12 protein-coding genes are annotated in these 16825 nt (G+C 61.6%); 2 read left to right on the top strand and 10 right to left on the bottom strand.

Features of this window, described 5'->3' with window-relative positions; all coding sequences use genetic code 11:
• Positions 1-27 precede the first annotated feature (27 nt).
• Positions 28-240: a hypothetical protein gene (locus J3R75_RS08405; protein WP_307261084.1), complete on the top strand. Its 213-nt coding sequence runs from the start codon at positions 28-30 to the stop codon at positions 238-240.
• A gap of 31 nt (positions 241-271) precedes the next feature.
• Positions 272-463 carry a hypothetical protein gene (locus J3R75_RS08400; RefSeq protein ID WP_307261083.1) on the top strand — a complete coding sequence of 64 codons (192 nt, stop codon included), beginning with the start codon at positions 272-274 and terminating at the stop codon, positions 461-463.
• A gap of 665 nt (positions 464-1128) precedes the next feature.
• Here the strand turns inward: J3R75_RS08400 and J3R75_RS08395 are convergent.
• The 10 genes from J3R75_RS08395 to trxA form a co-directional block, all read right to left on the bottom strand.
• Positions 1129-2004, bottom strand: coding sequence for a metallophosphoesterase family protein (locus tag J3R75_RS08395; protein WP_307261082.1), 876 nt, complete (start codon positions 2002-2004; stop codon positions 1129-1131).
• Between the two features lie 61 nt (positions 2005-2065).
• Positions 2066-3157, bottom strand: a complete 1092-nt coding sequence (locus J3R75_RS08390) for a lactonase family protein (RefSeq protein WP_307261081.1) — start codon at positions 3155-3157, stop codon at positions 2066-2068.
• A 69-nt stretch (positions 3158-3226) separates the two neighbouring features.
• Positions 3227-3985: an MBL fold metallo-hydrolase gene (locus J3R75_RS08385; RefSeq protein ID WP_307261080.1), complete on the bottom strand. Its 759-nt coding sequence runs from the start codon at positions 3983-3985 to the stop codon at positions 3227-3229.
• An 84-nt stretch (positions 3986-4069) separates the two neighbouring features.
• Positions 4070-10096 (bottom strand): hypothetical protein, encoded by a 6027-nt coding sequence (locus tag J3R75_RS08380; RefSeq protein WP_307261079.1) that lies wholly within the window; start codon positions 10094-10096, stop codon positions 4070-4072.
• A 284-nt stretch (positions 10097-10380) separates the two neighbouring features.
• Entirely contained in the window at positions 10381-11385 is a 1005-nt protein-coding gene (gene gap, locus J3R75_RS08375) for a type I glyceraldehyde-3-phosphate dehydrogenase (RefSeq protein WP_307261078.1), read from the bottom strand.
• Positions 11386-11605: 220 nt separating this feature from the next.
• Entirely contained in the window at positions 11606-13414 is a 1809-nt protein-coding gene (locus J3R75_RS08370; protein WP_307261077.1) for a glycoside hydrolase family 2 protein, read from the bottom strand.
• Between the two features lie 83 nt (positions 13415-13497).
• Positions 13498-14205 (bottom strand): gamma-glutamyl-gamma-aminobutyrate hydrolase family protein, encoded by a 708-nt coding sequence (locus tag J3R75_RS08365; RefSeq protein ID WP_307261076.1) that lies wholly within the window; start codon positions 14203-14205, stop codon positions 13498-13500.
• A 61-nt stretch (positions 14206-14266) separates the two neighbouring features.
• Positions 14267-15430, bottom strand: a complete 1164-nt coding sequence (locus J3R75_RS08360) for a Gfo/Idh/MocA family protein (protein WP_307261075.1) — start codon at positions 15428-15430, stop codon at positions 14267-14269.
• A gap of 114 nt (positions 15431-15544) precedes the next feature.
• Positions 15545-16318 (bottom strand): sulfite exporter TauE/SafE family protein, encoded by a 774-nt coding sequence (locus tag J3R75_RS08355; RefSeq protein WP_307261074.1) that lies wholly within the window; start codon positions 16316-16318, stop codon positions 15545-15547.
• A gap of 145 nt (positions 16319-16463) precedes the next feature.
• Positions 16464-16775, bottom strand: a complete 312-nt coding sequence (trxA, locus tag J3R75_RS08350; protein WP_307261073.1) for a thioredoxin — start codon at positions 16773-16775, stop codon at positions 16464-16466.
• Positions 16776-16825: the final 50 nt, after the last annotated feature.

The following is a 16825-nucleotide window of genomic DNA, read 5'->3' as shown; positions in this document are numbered from 1 at the left end:
CCCGGTGGGGAAAACACCGGGGACAATTTGCAGGAAACCCACGGCCCGCCGCCGCCCAGCCATCCGACCTTGATTTCCGCCGACCTTTGCGGCAGCGTGTTTCATAGGAGGAACTATTCATGCGGCGGGGGAGACGGGCCGGGTACGGTCGGCGTGGATGACGAGGACGGTTTATTGAGCCGTCTTGTCGGAGTGGGCGAGACGCCCACTCCACGGCCGCGAGACGTAATCGGTAAGTAACCACTCCGGTGGGGAAAACACCGGGGACAATTTGCAGGAAACCCACGGCCCGCCGCCGCCCAGCCATCCGACCTTGATTTCCGCCGACCTTTGCGGCAGCGTGTTTCATAGGAGTAACCACCCCGGCGCTTCGCTGGGACAATTTGCAGGAAACCCACGGCCCGCCGCCGCCCAGCCATTCGATCTTGATTTCCGCCGACCTTTGCGGCAGCGTGTTTCATAGGAGGAGCCCCGAATGAGCAACCTAAACAAAACGTGCAGGCGCTCTTAGGTACAGGAAAGGGAAGACACATAGTTCCATTGCCTCTTTGGCTCCAGTCAGCTTCGCCGACTGGGGCCAAAGAGGCCGAGGAACACGAACCAATATGGCGCGCTACCCAGGGCGGCGCACGCTTTCAGCGTGCTTGCCCTGGGCTGGTATGTTTCGCGCTTTCAGCGCTTCTGCCGCTTCGCGGCAATAAATGCCGCGATCATAACAGACTGTTTTGCTAAAGCTTAAGGCACTATGAAATTTGTTAAGTCAAGAACATTGGTTTCATAGGAGTGATTGATAGTGGCCTGAACCGTGGGGACACCCGGGAAGCGCCGCAACCCTGGGTAGAACAACAACATATGTTTCGCGCTTTCAGCGCTTCTGCCGCTTCAGCCGCTTCGCGGCAATAAAATGTCTGATCGGCCAAGTTCGGCCCGGAGGGCCGTACCATGCACCCCCTCGGGTGAGGCGCCCTGGAAGGGCGCCATCAACGTAGCCCCGGGCAATCGCCCGGGGTTTGGGGAGCAATAAAAACTATGCCCTGTAAGGGCCTCTCAATTATGGGCTCCCGCTGGCCACCAGACGCTCGGCATACCTTGCGCTGATTACGAAATTATGCCGCGACGACGTGAATACTACTGGCCTGCGGCCGGCTCACGGCACAAACGCAGTTCCATGAACTCGCCGGCGGCCGCCAAGCCCGGCACCACGATCTGCGCCTTGCCGCAATGGAGGTCCAGCGACGGCTTGTGGATGTGGCCGGCGAAAATGGCTAGCAGTTCCGGCGTCGCAAAGACCTCGCGATGAAACTCGTAGGTGCAGGCATTGTGGCCGTTCTCCGGCCAGGGCTCACGCCCTTCGATCTGCCAATACGGGTCCGTCGCCGCGCACCACTGGGGATGCCCGCAGCCAAAGAAAATGGAACGCCCGGGGACATACAGCGGCACGTGCACCAGCAGTATCAGCGGCTGGCCCAAGGCGGCCTGCGCGCGAAAAAAATCACGCTGCGCGGGTAGAATCTCGTACACGGAATTGTCGATCAGCACCACTCGCAGGCCGCCATGCGTTTCGGCGTGCATCAGCGGCTGCCGGCCTTGATAGAGCGGCGCCAGCCGCCGCCGGCACCACTCGTCCCGCAGGGCAATTTCGCTGCCCGGCATGCCCTCGTAATGCCAGTCGTGATTACCAGCAATGTAGCTGTAGGCGATGCCCGTGTCCTGCAGGGTCCGCGACAGATAAGCCACTGCCGCTTCTGAGGGAAAACTGCTCATGTCGCCCAGCAGAAAAAGGTGATCGACCTTCTCCGCCACCGCCCGTGCCAGCGTCTGCTCCCAATGCGCCTGCGCTGGCTTGTAGCCGCCAGCCATGCGCTGGCTGTACTGACGATACGGACCGCCACGCTCGTCGTCAAGCGCCAGATGGCTGTCGCTCAAGATGAAGGCGCGCCAGCCGTCCGTAAATGCATGGTGCCGCAGGCTGACCACGGAACCGTCAATGGCTATCGTCGACATGCTTACTCCTACACCTTTCACGCGTTGTGCACACACATAAGGCCGTGCGCACTCTCGCGACTCACGGTTCGCAGAACAGGACGGCCTGCACCACCGGCAGCGACAGGGTCGTCGCGACCAGCTCCAGGCGGCCGGCGGCGGCGTCAAAACGCAGGCGCGCCAGCGTGCCGGATTTGTCATTCGCGACGAGCAGCCAGTCGCCGCCCGGACTCAGCGCCAGATCGCGCGGATTGACGCCGCCGGAGGGAGCGACATCGCGCAGCGTCATCGCCCCGCCCGGGCCGGTCGCCAGCAGGGCGATGGAATTATGCCCGCGATTCGACACCAACAGCCAGCGTTCGTCGGCGCTCAGGCGAATGGCCCCGGGATAATTCGTACCGATGTCCTCCGCGCGCACCGCCGGGACACTATACGCGCGTAGCCAGCGGCCATCACGCTGCACAAAGGATGTCACCGAGCCATCGAGCTCGTTGGCCACATAGAGCGTGCCGCCATCCGCTGTGAACACCGCGTGCCGCGGCCCGGCGCCCGGCGCCAGCGACAAATGCTCAACGCGGTCGGCATTCACGCCCACGCCGGCTTGCCAGGGATAGACCAGCACGCGGTCAAGGCCCAAATCCGGCACCAGCAAATGCTCGCCGGCGGGATCGAAGCCGACAAAATGCGGGTGCGGCCCCGCCTGGCGCTTGTGCGGACCGCCGCCGCTGTGCGCAATCACCCGACCAGCCTGCGGCAGATAATCGCGCATGGGTAGCTCGCTGATGGACGCACCGCCGTAGTTGGCCGTGTAGAGGAATTCGCCGTCCGGCGACAGCGCCAAGTGGCACGAGCTGGCGCCGCCCGTGGGCACCATCGCCAGCAATGCCAGATCGCCATTGGCCGCACGCCGAAAGGCCGCCACGCCGCCGCGAGTGCCGTCCGGCAGGCGTTCCACCGTGCCGTAGTAATACTCGGGCTGCCGCGGATGCCGGATGAGGTAGTTGATGGTCTTCACCGCCGTAAAGCCATGCTGCACAAAGGCCCCGTCGTCAGCAAGCCCCAGGCGATACACGCCACCAACAGCACTGTTGGCCGCCGATACCACATAAAACTCCTGCGCCAACGCCGGCAAAACCGCCGCACACGCAATCAGCAAAATGCCCACAGAACGCATGGCAAGACCTCCACAAAATGAATGATGGGATGACCCACAAAAAAAACCAGCCCGCAACCGCGCTGGTCGTCAGAGCGTCATGTTTTCACCGTCGTCGGTGAAGAAAACGCGTTCGCCGAGGATGGCGAAGGCCTTGCTGCGCGATTCGGCTGGGTGGTCGAGGATTTCACGGCCGTGGTGGATAAATCCCAGGCGGGCAATTTGCGGCCGTTCGCGGACGTATTGGCAGACAGCCTCGACGGCGTGATGGCCGGTTTCCATGAGCAGTAGATCGCAGCCGTCCTGGAGCCAGCAGTCGAGTTCGCTGATGCTCTTGACATCGCCGGAGTAGACGATGGTCTTGCCTTCACTGCGAATGCGGTAGGAGAATGAGCGACCGTCGGCGAGGTGGCGGTTGCTGACGCAGTCCACCCGCACGCGGCCGTCATCAAAGCAGGCTCCGGGTTGCACGTCGTGCACGGCCAGGCTGAACGCGGTCTGGAAATTGCCTTCGGACTGCCCGAGGACCTGCATAACGCCGTCCCAGCTCTGGCGATTCGGGACGTGCACGTCAATCACTGCGCCTTGCAGGCGCCGCTTGATGCCGTCGAGTTTGCGGATGTTCCAAAGCAGATTAGCCAGGCCGCCGACGTGGTCCATGTGGCTGTGGCTGATGAAGATGGCCTTCACGGCAAGGAGGTCAAGGCCCAGCAGATGAGCCGTCCGCGAGCAGCTTTCACCGGCGTCGAACCAGTACAAGGCGCCATCGACCTGCAGCACCCACGCCACATGGCAACGGCCGGGTTCGGGCTCTGTGCCGGAACAAGTCCCCAGGAAGATCAGCTCCATAGACCAACACCCCTCGTCTTTCCGCGTTTGGCTGCGCCGCCGGCGCTGCGCCGCCGGCGCTGTGCCGGCGCGCGACCGCCATGTTTATTCGCCGTAAATGGGCAGCCAGAACGGCACCGACAGATTGCCCGCGTGGTCCTTCGCCTGACAACGGAACCACTGGCTGCCCTTGACCTTCGCGCGCAAAACGGCCAAGTCCGTCGCCCGCAAATCCGTGAATTCGTGCGCCCACAAGTCCTTACCCGCAGCGTCAACACAGGTAGCCAACAGCGACGCCACGCCGCTGGCGTCAAACGCTGTCCAACGCAGGACATCGCCTTTCTCCTTGTCCGCTGGCAGGCCGTGGATGAAGAAGTCGTCGAGACTGAGACTTTCGTTATGCTGCACGCCGCGACGCTGGATGGCCACGGTCTTGATCTCCATGTCAGCCAGCGCCTTGGCGTCCACGCCAATCTTGCTCAGCATGTCGCGGACATTGAAGCTGAAATGCAACCACTTGTTGTTCTCCCAAGTGAAATTGACGCTGCGGTTGAGTTCGTTCCCGTCATCGTTGGCCTTGTTAAGCGATATGGTGTAGTTTTTTCCAGCGGTGGTGGTCAGAATCGCCTGGATGACTGCGCCGGCGCGGTAATGCGGCGTCATCAGGCGGAAAGACAGGCAGGGGTGCCGTGATGGCCGCCAGCTCACGGCCTGACTGATGGTGCCGGTGGCGTAGTACGTCCGGTGATTGAGATAGGGCGACTCGCCGAGGTTGTGGATGACATCCAGGCCGTTGTGCTGCGCCGGCGAAAATTGTGCCGTACGGTGGCAGTAGCCATCCCAGTTCCAGAACCAGTTGACGCTGTCCGCAAAGGTGAAGGCGTACCACGACGGGCCGGTCTTGTCCGAACTGTGCTCGACTTTGATCGGCACAACGTAGCGTGGATGGCTGTTGCCAGCGCCGTCCACGATGTTGTCGATGGCGAACTCCAGCACGTCGCCGTCTTTGGCAGCATTAAGGTGGTTGCGGAAGAGGAAGGGGTAATTGAGCTCAAGACGGTCGGCGTCCTTGCCGTGGATAAAGGAGTTGGTCCATTGCGGCAGCGCCTGCTCTTTGCCGGCAATGAGGAAGCTGGCCTTTTCGATGCTCCACGGTGCGCCGCCGTCGCTTTTCAGTGTCACCAGCAGCTGCTTGCCATTATGCGCCGGATTCTGCGACGCCGCGATCTCATGGGACAGCGCCGGGGCGACATTGTCCCACAGGAAGGGCATGTCCATCGGCGTGGATTCCGCGCCGTGGCTGTCCACGGCCTTGACCAGCAGGTGATGAACACCCTGGGCGAGGTCTTTGATCTCAGGCGTAATCGCCTTGCCGACGTCGTGCCGCTGCCAATTGAGCGCCGCCAGTTCGTCGGCGCTGCGTTCCGCCCATGGGCGTTCGCCGGGGAGGAGCGCCGTCAGCACGGCGGTGACGCCGTCGGCGTCGTAGTAACTGGGCGTGAAGGTCAGCTGCTCAGCCTTGGCCACCGCCGGTCCGAAGACCAGGTCGTCAAGCTGCCAGCGGCTGTAGCGGCCAGTCTGATCGGGCGAGCCGATGGAAGCAAAACGGAAGCCCTTGGGCATGAAGCGGTTCACGGCGTAGGGCTCGCGAGTAAACGCATCGGCGGCTACCCCGATCCAGCTGTACCACTGCTCGTCCATGCGCAGGTCATGGCCGTAACGCACCGCCGTCGCGTTGTCAGAATCATCAGCAGCGAGGCGGACATAGTGGTAGTTCTGGAAAGCCAGGCTGATCTGTGCCATGTCCCAGGCGCGATAGCGGAACTGCACCACCGGGTAGTTGGCGATGGAGAAGCCCATGTTGAAAGGCGTCGCCAGCTCCTGCCCGAGGGCGGTGTTGCGCACTGTCAGTGCGTGATTGACGCCGTCGTCACTCTCAAAGGCCATGCGTGGCCGACCGGCGTACACCAGCGGCTCCTGCGAGCCATTCTCGAAACTCATGCACACCGGGCTGAAGCCCTCCACCGCCATCAGCAACGGCGGTGAATTGCGCCGTTCGCCAGGCGCGGTCGCCAGTGCCAGTTCTTTTTCACTACTGCCACTGTTCACCAGGAAGCTAATGCTGCCGGCGGCGATAGCCTTTTGCACGGCAGCCGTACGCGGCAACAACGCCAGGCGGTACTCGTCGTTTTCCCGCAGCACGCGCAGTCGTTCGCCAGCGAAGCTGATGCCGGCCGCCGCAAAACGCCTGTCGACATAGTCGGCCGTACAGCTCAGACGCACGGCGTCCTTGGCGTCGCCGTCCCAGGCGAAGCTCACCGGCACTTCTTCGGGGAGACTGATCCATTCGAGTTGCTGCACCAGTGCCTGCCGGCCATGGTACATCTCCAACCAGACGCTATTGGCGCCCGGGACGCTTTCGGCTTTGAGCACCGCCGTCAGTTCCTCCGGCTTAGTCGTGCGATTGCGGCGGACGAAATCCGTGAGCTGCTTGCGGAAACTCACCGTCGCGCCCTCGGGCAGTTTGAGCTCCGGCACGCCGTAGAAAATTGGCCGGAGGTGGCTAACAGCGTAGGCCTGGCCGGGGCCGTTGCCCCAGATGCCGTTGGCCATGGCGTCGAGCTCCTGGAGCCCGAAGCCCTCCAGACGCGCGTATTGCTTCTCGCCGCGTTCGCCTGGGGCCCGAAACCGGCTGGGTATCCACGCGGTCAACTCCGTCCACTGCTGGCGATCGGGCTCGACACTATCCACCGGCACGAGCTCACTACTGCCGCTCAGGCGCCAAGGCCCGTCGCTGAAATCCGGCCCACTGATCTGGTGAAAAAGACGCCACCGGGGCTCATAGACGCCCTTGGCATTAAGCGAGCCAACGGAGTAGAACAGATTCACGCGCGCAGCGGCCGTACGCTTCATCTTGAAACGCCAGCCGGCCAAATCCTGCAAAAGTACCGGCGGCAAGGTCGCCGTCATGCGCATGTCGCCGCCGCCCAGGAGATTGCGATAGTGCAACGCGTCGGCATTCAGAGCAAAGGGCGTGAGCTGGCTCTGGCCGACGCTGTCGCGCTGCTGCCACAAATGGCCGGCCAATGAATCCAACGGAAAACCACCAGCCGTGGCTTCCCAATGATACGGCGCGGCCGCCGCAGCGGGCGGCGCGGCGGCGGCGGGCGTCTCGGCAGCGGCAGCGGGCGTCTCGGCGGCGGCAGCGGGCGTCGCGGCGGCGGCGGTAGGCGCGGCCGCCAGGAGCGTGTCATCCACGGGCAGCATGGCCACCGGGAAAGAGCGCGGGCGTTCGCTGCCGAAGGCGATTTTGATCTGCGCGAGGGTAATGCTGTGCACGAAGGTCCAGATGCCGACCAGGCCCTCCTGGATCATCTCGGGATCAGTCTCCTTGAAGATCAGCTCGTCGTCGAAATAGTACTCCAGGCTGTCGCCGATTTTACGCAGTTTGATGTAGAACCACGCGCCGTGAATGGGCCGGCCCTGCGCAACCAGGGGATTGAGGACGCGACGGAACATGCCCTTGCGCCGGCGGGGGACCAGGTAAGAATCCGTACGCGCCAGGGCACGGCCGTTCTTGTACAGGGTCGTCCAGTTCTGAGAGAGATTCTGGTCCCATTCCGTACAGGCCGCCGTGTAGCCGCTGCCGGCACTGGTCTCGGCCGCCATGATGGTGCAGTTGAGATTGCCAGCCTCATCATAGAAACCATGACGCGTGCCGGCATAGAATTCCAGCGTGAGATCGCCGCCGAAAACCTGCTTCCGCCAAAAGGCCGCCAGGCCCTCGGGCGCCTCGCCAATCATGTGCGACCAGCTCGGCGTGCACTGAAAACGATTGATGATCTGCCAATCGCCGCCATTCGCCAGCCACGCATGCGGCGACTCGTTGAAAAATTCGTCAATGACATTGACGCGAGTGGCTCTGCTGCGGGCGAGATGCGCCAGGGTCATGCCCTTGACCATCGCGCGGGTGCCGAGTTTTTTGAGTTGCTGATTGAGGCGTTGGCGCAATGCCGTCTTGCCGTCCACGGTCACCCACAGCCACTGGCCCTCGTGAAATACCTCGTAGTCCAGAGCGCTGATGTCCTTGCCTTCCGGCGCGATCAGCGCAAATTCCTGCAGCGCGGGCTCGTCGGCACCGGCCATAGCCGTACTCAGGAGCAACTTGCCGTCCTTGATGCGAAGCTGCACCGCGCCGGCGGCGGCATTATCTGCCACCGCCAGATTCAGTTCGCTGTCAGGCACGCAGGGCATCCGCATGGCGTAGTCGCCGAAGAAATCGCCCTTGTGCCACAGCGCATCGTGGGGCCCGCCGACCCACTGGCCCTCGGGCGACGCCCAGTGCCGCATGAAGCTGTCCGTGCGAAAAACCGGGTTCTTCTGCTCCTGCTCCTTGTACTGAAAACGCTCTGCTGACAAGGACAACTCGCGGAACTCCGCCGTGCCGCCTGCTTTGACCCACAGGCCATTGGCGCCAGTCAGCTCGCCCTCGTATTCCACAAAATGCAGCAACACACCATTGCGCAGGCAACGGAGAATGCCGGGCTCGGTTGCATCGACCATCAGCCGCGCCGGCTCATCACCTGCGGGCTGCTCCTGGCGATCGATTTCGGTGACAGTGCCGTCAGCGTCATGCCGCAGCAGCCGCGTAGTCTCGTTGCCGCCGGCGCGCTCGATCTGGAAGCGCCAGTGGCTGCCGCTGGCGCCCTGCCAGCCGGCAATCAGTGCCAGTTCGCAGGCATCGCCCGCCGGCGCCACCGTCGCGGCAAAGGCCATGTTGCGGCTGTGAGCGCGGCCGATGATCAGTTCGGCGTCCCGGCGGTTGTTGCTCACCCGCAACGCGGCATCGTCCGCAACACCGCGCTCGTGCAGGTTAAAGGCGCCATTGCTGCTCTGGAGGGCATTGTAGCGCAGGGCCGGCATGTCCCGCAAATCGATGGGCAAGTGTGGCTTGAGGGTCACGTCGTCAAAACGAATCTCTTCGGGCGTCCTGGCATATAGACCGATCTTACCGCCAATGGGCAGGAGTTCGCGGACCCGAAAGACCTCGTGCTGATCTAGATAGCAGATGATCTCATTGCCGTGGGCCTTCACGCCCGGCATGTACCACTGGTTATCATAGAGCGCCACGCGCGCACGCGCCAGCATGCGCCGAACGCCGGCGCGCTGCCGCCACAAACGCATCTCGCGCTCCTCCGGATTCGCGCTGTCATACACCAGCGTCAAGGCATAAAACTCCGCGTGCGCGGGATCCGGCGCCACCGGCTCGGCATCCGTCGCCGCAGCGTCGCCGGCGGCGTCGGCAAGCAAGACATTGCGGTGGTAAAAGACCAGGCCGGCCTCGCCCTTCACGGGCTGCACTGCGCCCGTGAAATGGTAGTTGTCAAAAAAGTCATAGCCCATGGTGATGACGGCTTCTTCATTCTTGCCACCGCCCTTCAGTGAGTAGAAATTGGGGCTCTTATCCGCCGTCAATGGCGCTTCCTGCGCGCGTTTCTGGTTGGTCTCAGGACGTGCGACCGCTTCGGCCTGCGCGGTATGAATGCGCCAGTTACCCTGCTGGATCAGCCAGGGGTAAAGCTCGTTCGGGGCGCCTTCCTCAATCATGAAGTCCGATGCGAAACCAACCCGCGGCACCGGCTGGAAACGCAGACTGTCACGAGACATGCCGCGCGAGCGCTGCGGCCAATAGACCTCCGCGGGCAAAAGGAAAGGAGACGCCATTGACGCCCGGATCACACCGTCGAGATAGAACGACCAGTCGTCCTCGCGAAACTTGATGGTCACGGGCATGTCCTGCCGCTCGACATCCGCCGCCAAGGGCGCAAAATAGGACGTCGCCGCCAGCGGCGTGTGCCGACCGTCGGGCGTGATCTCCACGGCATTCAAGGTCGTCGGCGACAGCTCAACCTGCACGCTGCGGCCACTGGCCTCATGATAGACCAGAAACTGAATGACCTCACGGCTCCCCCACGCCGCCGTAAAACGCAAATTGCCCTCGGCGCGCCGACAGTAAATCGCCGGCTCCCAGCCAGCCGGCACCGCCGCGTGCAGCAACGTCGCCACACTGAGAAAAATAAGCACTGACAGGGCTGCCGGCAGCCGACGGAAGATCGGAGAAAGTATGGTCATGGGATAATGTCTCTTGGCAATTAATGCTGCTCGTCAGTGTGGCCGCTCAGCGGTCACGCGGTCGCGCCTCATGCACAAAAAACAGCGCCAGGACATGGCCGGCGCATAGCTGATCTGCATGGCACTTTGTCCAAAAACGCTCCGGGCATGGCCATTATTGGAATTGTTCGGCAACAAGACCGGCACGCCTAACATCTTTCCCGCACAAAAAGCGCCGGGCAACTGGCTGATCAACAGCCTGCTGCCCGGCGCTCGGTGGAGAAAGGGAAAGGTATCTTTAAGAATTACTTCTTGGCAATGACCTTGGCCATTTCGACGACTTTGTTGGAGTAGCCCCACTCATTGTCGTACCAGGAGACGACCTTGACGAAAGTCGGGTCGAGAGCGATACCGGCCTTGGCATCAAAGATGGAGGTGCGGGCGTCGCCGCGGAAGTCGGTGGAAACAACGGCTTCTTCGGTGTAGCCGAGGATGCCCTTGAGCTCGCCGGCGGCGGCGGCCTTCATGGCGGCGCAGATGTCTTTGTAGTCGGCTGCCTTCTCGAGCTCGACAGTCAGGTCAACAACCGACACGTCGGAGGTCGGAACGCGCATGGACATGCCCGTGAGCTTGCCATTCAGAGCCGGCAGAACTTTGCCAACGGCCTTCGCGGCGCCGGTGCTCGACGGAATGATGTTCTCAAGAATGCCGCGACCACCGCGCCAGTCCTTCTTGGACGGGCCGTCGACGGTCTTCTGCGTGGCGGTGGTGGCATGAACCGTGGTCATCAAACCGCGCTTGATGCCGAATTTGTCATTGAGAACCTTGGCAATCGGAGCCAGGCAGTTCGTCGTGCAGGACGCATTGGAAATGATGTCCTGGCCGGCGTAGCTGGTATGATTCACACCGTAGACAAACATCGGGGTGCTGTCTTTGGACGGAGCGGACATGATGACTTTCTTCGCGCCAGCCTGGATGTGCTTGCGGGCGGTCGCGTCGTCCAGGAAGAAACCAGTGGACTCGACGACGATCTCGGCGCCGACTTCGTTCCACTTCAGATTCGCGGGATCCATCTCGGCGGTCAGGCGAATGGCCTTGCCGTTGACGATCATCTTGTCGCCTTCGACTTTCACTTCGCCCTTGAACCGGCCGTGCACGGAGTCGTACTTCAGCATGTAGGCGAGGTATTCCGGCTCCAGCAAGTCGTTGATACCGACGATTTCAATGTCGTCAGCAAAATTCTGCACTGCCGCGCGGAAGACCATCCGGCCAATACGACCAAAACCATTGATACCAAGTTTGATTGCCATTGAGAATTCTCCTTGGGGCTGCCTGTGAATACCGCTCGCCGGCCACGCCGGAAAGCCATGCTAGGGAACAAAAAAGACTGTTTTTACTATAGCGCCCGGGCATGAATTCGCAAGCCCCGGCACAGCAACAACTCAGAGAATTTTGCGCCGCCAGCACGGCCGCCTGGAGCACCCCCTTGGTTGCCTCACGGCATGCCGTGAGGCTACCAAGGCCGTGAGGCTATGCCTCGAGGGTTTCGATAGCGGCCTTGCGGCTTTGCACGGCGTGGAGTTTCGCCAGGTCGAATTTCATACTGCGGTCAAAGAACAGCACGCCATTCTGCTCCTGGAAGACGTCGGTAAGCTGTGTGTAGCAGTATCCGAACATCTTGGGGTTGTCTAGGAGGACATCGCAGAGGCCCTTGAAGCGGGTGTAGAATTCGTCCAGCGACTTGGGTCTTTCGCCGTAGCCCCAGGAGAAATCCTTCTCGCCGGCTTTGGGATTCCACCAAATGCCGCCGAATTCGCTGACGAAGTAGGGCTGGCCGCGGTAGGGGATGCTCCAATGCTTGTCCCGGCCATTCTGGAAGGGATCATCGGCAGCGAGGCCACTCTGCTGGACGGCGAATTTGGCGGGGTCCTGGCTGTAGTCGTGGCAGTCGTAGATATCGGCTTCGGCGACGCGGTGCGAGTAGCCGGAGCTGTCCAGCACGGGCCGGGTGTTGTCAACGAGTTTTGCGGCCAGGAACATGCCGCGGGTGACATCGTCGAGGGTGGTCATGTAATCTTCGATGGACTGGGAGGTCTCATTGAGCGGACACCAGCCGATAATGGCCGGGTGCGAATAATCGCGTTCGAGGACTTCGAGCCACTGGGTCATCATGGCGGCGGCGGGCTGGTGGCGATAGCCATCAACCACGGTGCTGGGCACGCGCGTGCCCTGGCGGTAGCCCCAGTCGCCATATTCGCCCCAGACCAGATAGCCGAGGCTGTCGGCATGATACAGGAAGCGCTCTTCGAAGACTTTCTGGTGCAGTCGCGCGGCATTGAAACCGGCGCGCATGGCCAAGGTGATGTCACGCATCAACGCTTCGTCCGTCGGCGCCGTGAGCAAGCCGTCAGGATAGTAGCCCTGATCGAGGACCTGGCGCTGGAATACGGTCTTGCCATTGATTTTGACCTTGAGCCCATCAATGCTGACGCTGCGCATGCCCGCATAGCTGGTGGCGTGGTCGACCAGCTCGCCGCCTGGCGCGAAAAGGCTCAGGTCGATGTCGTACAGCTGGCCATCGCCCGGCTGCCAGAGCCGCAGGCGGTCAGCCGGCACCGGCAAAATCAGCGTGCTGGCAAAATCGCCACCGGTGACGACTTCGGCGCGAGACACGTCTCCGTGGCTGTCTTTGAGGACGGCGACGATTTTCCACCCCGCCTGCGGATTGACCAAATGCTGGTCAATGCGGAACTGCTTCTCCTGCAAACACGGCGTAATCCGCGGGCGCTTCAGGCTGGTGGGTGCCACGGGCTCCATCCACACCGTCTGCCAGATGCCAGTGGTACGCGGATAATGGCAGCCGTAGTTCTCGTAGATCATCGATTGTTTGCCGCAGGGCTTCGCCCAGTCGCGCGGATCGCGGGCACGGACGACTATCGTGGCCTTGCCACCGAGATCGCGCCCAAAACCGAGATCGCAGCTGAACGGCGAGTAGCCGCCGCGATGCCGGCCGACTTCGCGGCCGTTGACCCACACCGTCGCTTCGTAGTCCACCGCCTGGAAATTGAGCTGCACCCGACGGTCACCCCAACTCTCGGGAACGGTGACCTCGCGGCGATACCACACCGCCTCCATGAAATCGAGGTACTCGACGCCAGACAGCTTGCATTCCGGGCAGAATGGCACGCGTATCTTGCCGCTCAGTTCGCGGTTCAACAGGCCCCGGGCCAGCCCGGAATCGCCGGTGTCGATTTCAAACTGCCAGTCGCCATTGAGATTGAGCCAGTCTTCGCGGACGAATTGCGGCCGCGGATACTCCGGTCGTGGTATTTTTGCCATGGTCTGTCCTCATTCTCTACGTGTGGAGGTGATGGTTGAATGCGTGGCTATTATGCCGCCGACAAGTTGGCCGGCGGCCTTCGTCAGCAGGCGGCAACCAGCGCCTGAAAAAGCTTGAGCTGGTAGGGTTGTTGCCAGATACGTTCGGGATGCCATTGCAGGGCGAGCAGAAAACGCCCGCCCGCCTCCCGGAGCGTAAAGGCCTCAATCACGCCGTCGCTGCTGTGCGCAATGGCCTGGAAGGGCACCGCTAAACGGCCAACGGCTTGATGATGGGACGAATTGCAGCGAATACTGGTGCTGCCCAGCAACGAGTACAGTAGCGTGTCGGCCACGAGCTCGACGTCATGCCAGGTCTCCGCCGGCGGCCGCGTCCGGCGGTGCTCCAGGGCCGCGGGCATATCGTCGGGTATATGCCGGTACAAGGTGCCACCGGCGGCAACATTCATTTCCTGGCAGCCCAGACAAATGCCCATGAGCGGCTTGCTGCTGTGCGCGAGGAGTTCCTGCGCCAGCGCCAGGTCCCAGTCCTCCCGCCGCGCCGGCAAAATGGTCATCGCCGAGTGATTGGCCTGGCCGTAGCGACTTGCCCGAATGTCCGGCCCGCCACTGAGAATGACGCCGTCGAGCCCGCGGCAATAAGCCTTGGCCGACCGCAAATCCGCCAACGGCGGTATCAGCACCGGCAAGGCACCGGCGGCGGCCAGCGCCTCCGCGTACTCAATGGGCAGCGCCAGCTGACCGCGCACCGGCTCAAGGCCGCAACTGATTCCAATGAGGGGCTTGGCCATGGCAGGGCTCCCGATGACAACCCGGCAGGCAAGGCCCGCCGGGCGTCACCACGCAGACATATCAAGCGATAAAGGAACCGCTCAGATTCGTGTCGGCATTCTTGTCCGTGACCTTCTTGAAGGTCGATTTGGCAATCAGCTGCTTGAGGTGCGCTTCGTAAGCGGCGCTGTCCATAGGCAACTCAACGCGCTTCTTCGTCATCAGCGAGTACTGCATGGCGTTGGCAATCTCCACCGAGCGGATGCCGTCTTCAGCCGGGGCGATCAACGGCGCGTTGTCCAGAATCGCCGCCACAAAATTCTTCTTGATGCCGAGGTGCTGCTCGCCAGAGCCAGACAGCGGTATGTCGATATTCCAGATGCCAGGCACGCCGAATCGGTTATTGGAGGTCTTGAGGTACTCGCCAGCGGGCACTTCGTTGCGAATAAACTCAAGCTTGCGGCCGCCACGGCCGATGTCCAGCACGAGTTTGCCGCGGTCGCCGACGATCTCGAAACGATTGGTGCCGGGGGCCTCGCCGGTGGTGGTGAAGAACGCACCAGTGGCGCCATCGGGGTATTCGAAAAGCGCGCTGACGTCGTCTTCCACTTCAATGTCGTGGAATTTGCCGAGGCCACCAATGGCGGTGATGGCCGACGGCATGCCGCAGAGCCACTGATAGAGATCGAGGTTGTGCGGGCACTGGTTGACCAGCACGCCGCCGCCCTCGCCAGCCCAGGTGGCGCGCCAGCCGCCGGAGCGGTAGTAGGACTCGGTCCGGAACCAGTTGGTGATGATCCAGTTCGAACGCTGAACCTTGCCAATCTCGCCCTTGCTGATCAGATCATGCATCTTGATGTAGTAGGGGTCCGTACGCTGATTGAACATCGCCGCAAACTTAATCTTGGGGTCGGTGTGCGCCGCAATGAGTTTCTCGGCATCAGCTTTGTGCACGGAAATGGGCTTTTCCACCAAGGTATGAATGCCGTTCTGCAGGGCGTCAATGCCGATGGTCGTGTGGAAGTAGTGCGGCGTCGCTACCAACACGGCGTCCACATCGCCGCTGCGGATCAGCTTGGCACTGTCATCGTAGGTCTTGATGCCGGGGTATTTGGCGAAAAGTGACGTGTCCAGATCGCAGATGGCCGCCAATTCACAACGCGGGACTTTGCCGTCCATAACCTCTTTGGCATGCGCACTACCCATGCCACCGACACCGATGATACCAAGACGAACCTTGTTCATTGCCAGACTCCTTCACGATGAGGTTGGTGAAAACAGCTTCAAGCCCCGGGCTAAAAGCATCTGAAAAGCCATAAGATAATGCCATTGCCGCGCCCTGCCGGCCAGCAGAACAGATTAAAACAACAATTTCAAGGCCGCCAATACCGTCAAGACTTGTATCAGCCGATTGAAGCCGCTGTTGGAAAGCCTGCTGCTGAAATAGATGCCCAGCAGCCCGCCGACAAGTATCGCCGGCGATAGCTTGATGTTGAAGGCCAGGCTGTCGGAATTGATGAGCCCGAGCTGCATCATGAAAGGCACTTTGCACCAGTTCAGCACCATGAAATACCAGGCGCTGGTGCCGATGAAGGCGTCCTTAGGCAGACGCATGGCCAGGAGGTAGATGAGCATGATCGGCCCGGCCGCATTGGCCAGCATGGTCGTGATGCCGGCGATGACGCCGAAGACGATGGCGATGACCAGGCTCGGCCAGCCGCTCTGATCCTCGCCGATGGGCAGTAGCGCCAGAAAGCGCTCGCGCAAGGCGTTGAGCGCCAGCAAAACCAGCACCAGCACGCCGATGCTGACGCGAATGACGCGGTCGTCCACCCAGTCCTGCCGCATCAGCAGATAGCCAATGACAATCCCCACCAGCGCCGCCGGCATCAGCCGCGTCAGCAGCCGCCAGTCGGCGTGGCGGTTGAAATGCGTCACCCCCATCGCGTCGCCAATAATCAGCACCGGCAACAACGCGCCCGTGGACAGTTTCGCCGGAAAGACGGTCGCCATCAGCGGCACCGCCAAGGAGCCTAGACCCGCTAGGCCGCACTTGGACATCCCCACCACCACACCGCAAAAAATTGCCACGCACCAGCCCATGGCTGACAAGTCATATAGCGTTGAGTCCATGAGTCATCCTATGCTGGTGCCCGCCCGCCGGTACGGGGGCAAAAAAAGGAACAACGCCCGCCTGTGCGGCCACCTGGGAGGGGGAGGGAGGGGGGGGGGTAGGTGGCGGCAAGCATGACGGACGTTGTTCGGTCTACACTGGCTCTTAGCTCAGTGCTTGTTTTAGTGTTGCGGCCTGCTGCAGGCCAATATACTGCTTGACGACTTTGCCGTCTTTGAACAACAGCAGGGTCGGAATCGAGCTGACTTTGAAACGGCTGGCCAATTCGGCCTCGTCATCCACATTTACTTTGCAAATCTTGGCGCTGTCCCCGATTTCGCCAGCCAATGTCTCAAGAATGGGCAACTGCATGCGACAGGGGCCGCACCACGGTGCCCAAAAGTCAACTAGTACAGTACCCTGTGCAACGGCGGCGTCAAATTCGGCCGCTTTCAATTCTTTCAACAAACCTGCCATAATGAAGTCCTTTCTCTTTGTGGTTAAGCAACTTAGTTTATGAACGTGCA

The sequence above is a fragment of the Oligosphaera ethanolica genome (assembly GCF_030814695.1).
Taxonomy (GTDB): Bacteria; Verrucomicrobiota; Lentisphaeria; order Oligosphaerales; family Oligosphaeraceae; genus Oligosphaera; species Oligosphaera ethanolica.
The sequence above is the reverse complement of the archived record's forward strand: the minus strand, read 5'-3'. Positions and strand labels throughout refer to the sequence as shown.

What these genes read in the sequence shown, in the direction of transcription:
- J3R75_RS08395 (WP_307261082.1), bottom strand. Translation starts at nt 2,004, where the DNA reads ATGTCGACGATAGCCATTGACGGTTCCGTGGTCAGCCTGCGGCACCAT.
- J3R75_RS08390 (WP_307261081.1), bottom strand. Translation starts at nt 3,157, where the DNA reads ATGCGTTCTGTGGGCATTTTGCTGATTGCGTGTGCGGCGGTTTTGCCG.
- J3R75_RS08385 (WP_307261080.1), bottom strand. Translation starts at nt 3,985, where the DNA reads ATGGAGCTGATCTTCCTGGGGACTTGTTCCGGCACAGAGCCCGAACCC.
- J3R75_RS08380 (WP_307261079.1), bottom strand. Translation starts at nt 10,096, where the DNA reads ATGACCATACTTTCTCCGATCTTCCGTCGGCTGCCGGCAGCCCTGTCA.
- gap (WP_307261078.1), bottom strand. Translation starts at nt 11,385, where the DNA reads ATGGCAATCAAACTTGGTATCAATGGTTTTGGTCGTATTGGCCGGATG.
- J3R75_RS08370 (WP_307261077.1), bottom strand. Translation starts at nt 13,414, where the DNA reads ATGGCAAAAATACCACGACCGGAGTATCCGCGGCCGCAATTCGTCCGC.
- J3R75_RS08365 (WP_307261076.1), bottom strand. Translation starts at nt 14,205, where the DNA reads ATGGCCAAGCCCCTCATTGGAATCAGTTGCGGCCTTGAGCCGGTGCGC.
- J3R75_RS08360 (WP_307261075.1), bottom strand. Translation starts at nt 15,430, where the DNA reads ATGAACAAGGTTCGTCTTGGTATCATCGGTGTCGGTGGCATGGGTAGT.
- J3R75_RS08355 (WP_307261074.1), bottom strand. Translation starts at nt 16,318, where the DNA reads ATGGACTCAACGCTATATGACTTGTCAGCCATGGGCTGGTGCGTGGCA.
- trxA (WP_307261073.1), bottom strand. Translation starts at nt 16,775, where the DNA reads ATGGCAGGTTTGTTGAAAGAATTGAAAGCGGCCGAATTTGACGCCGCC.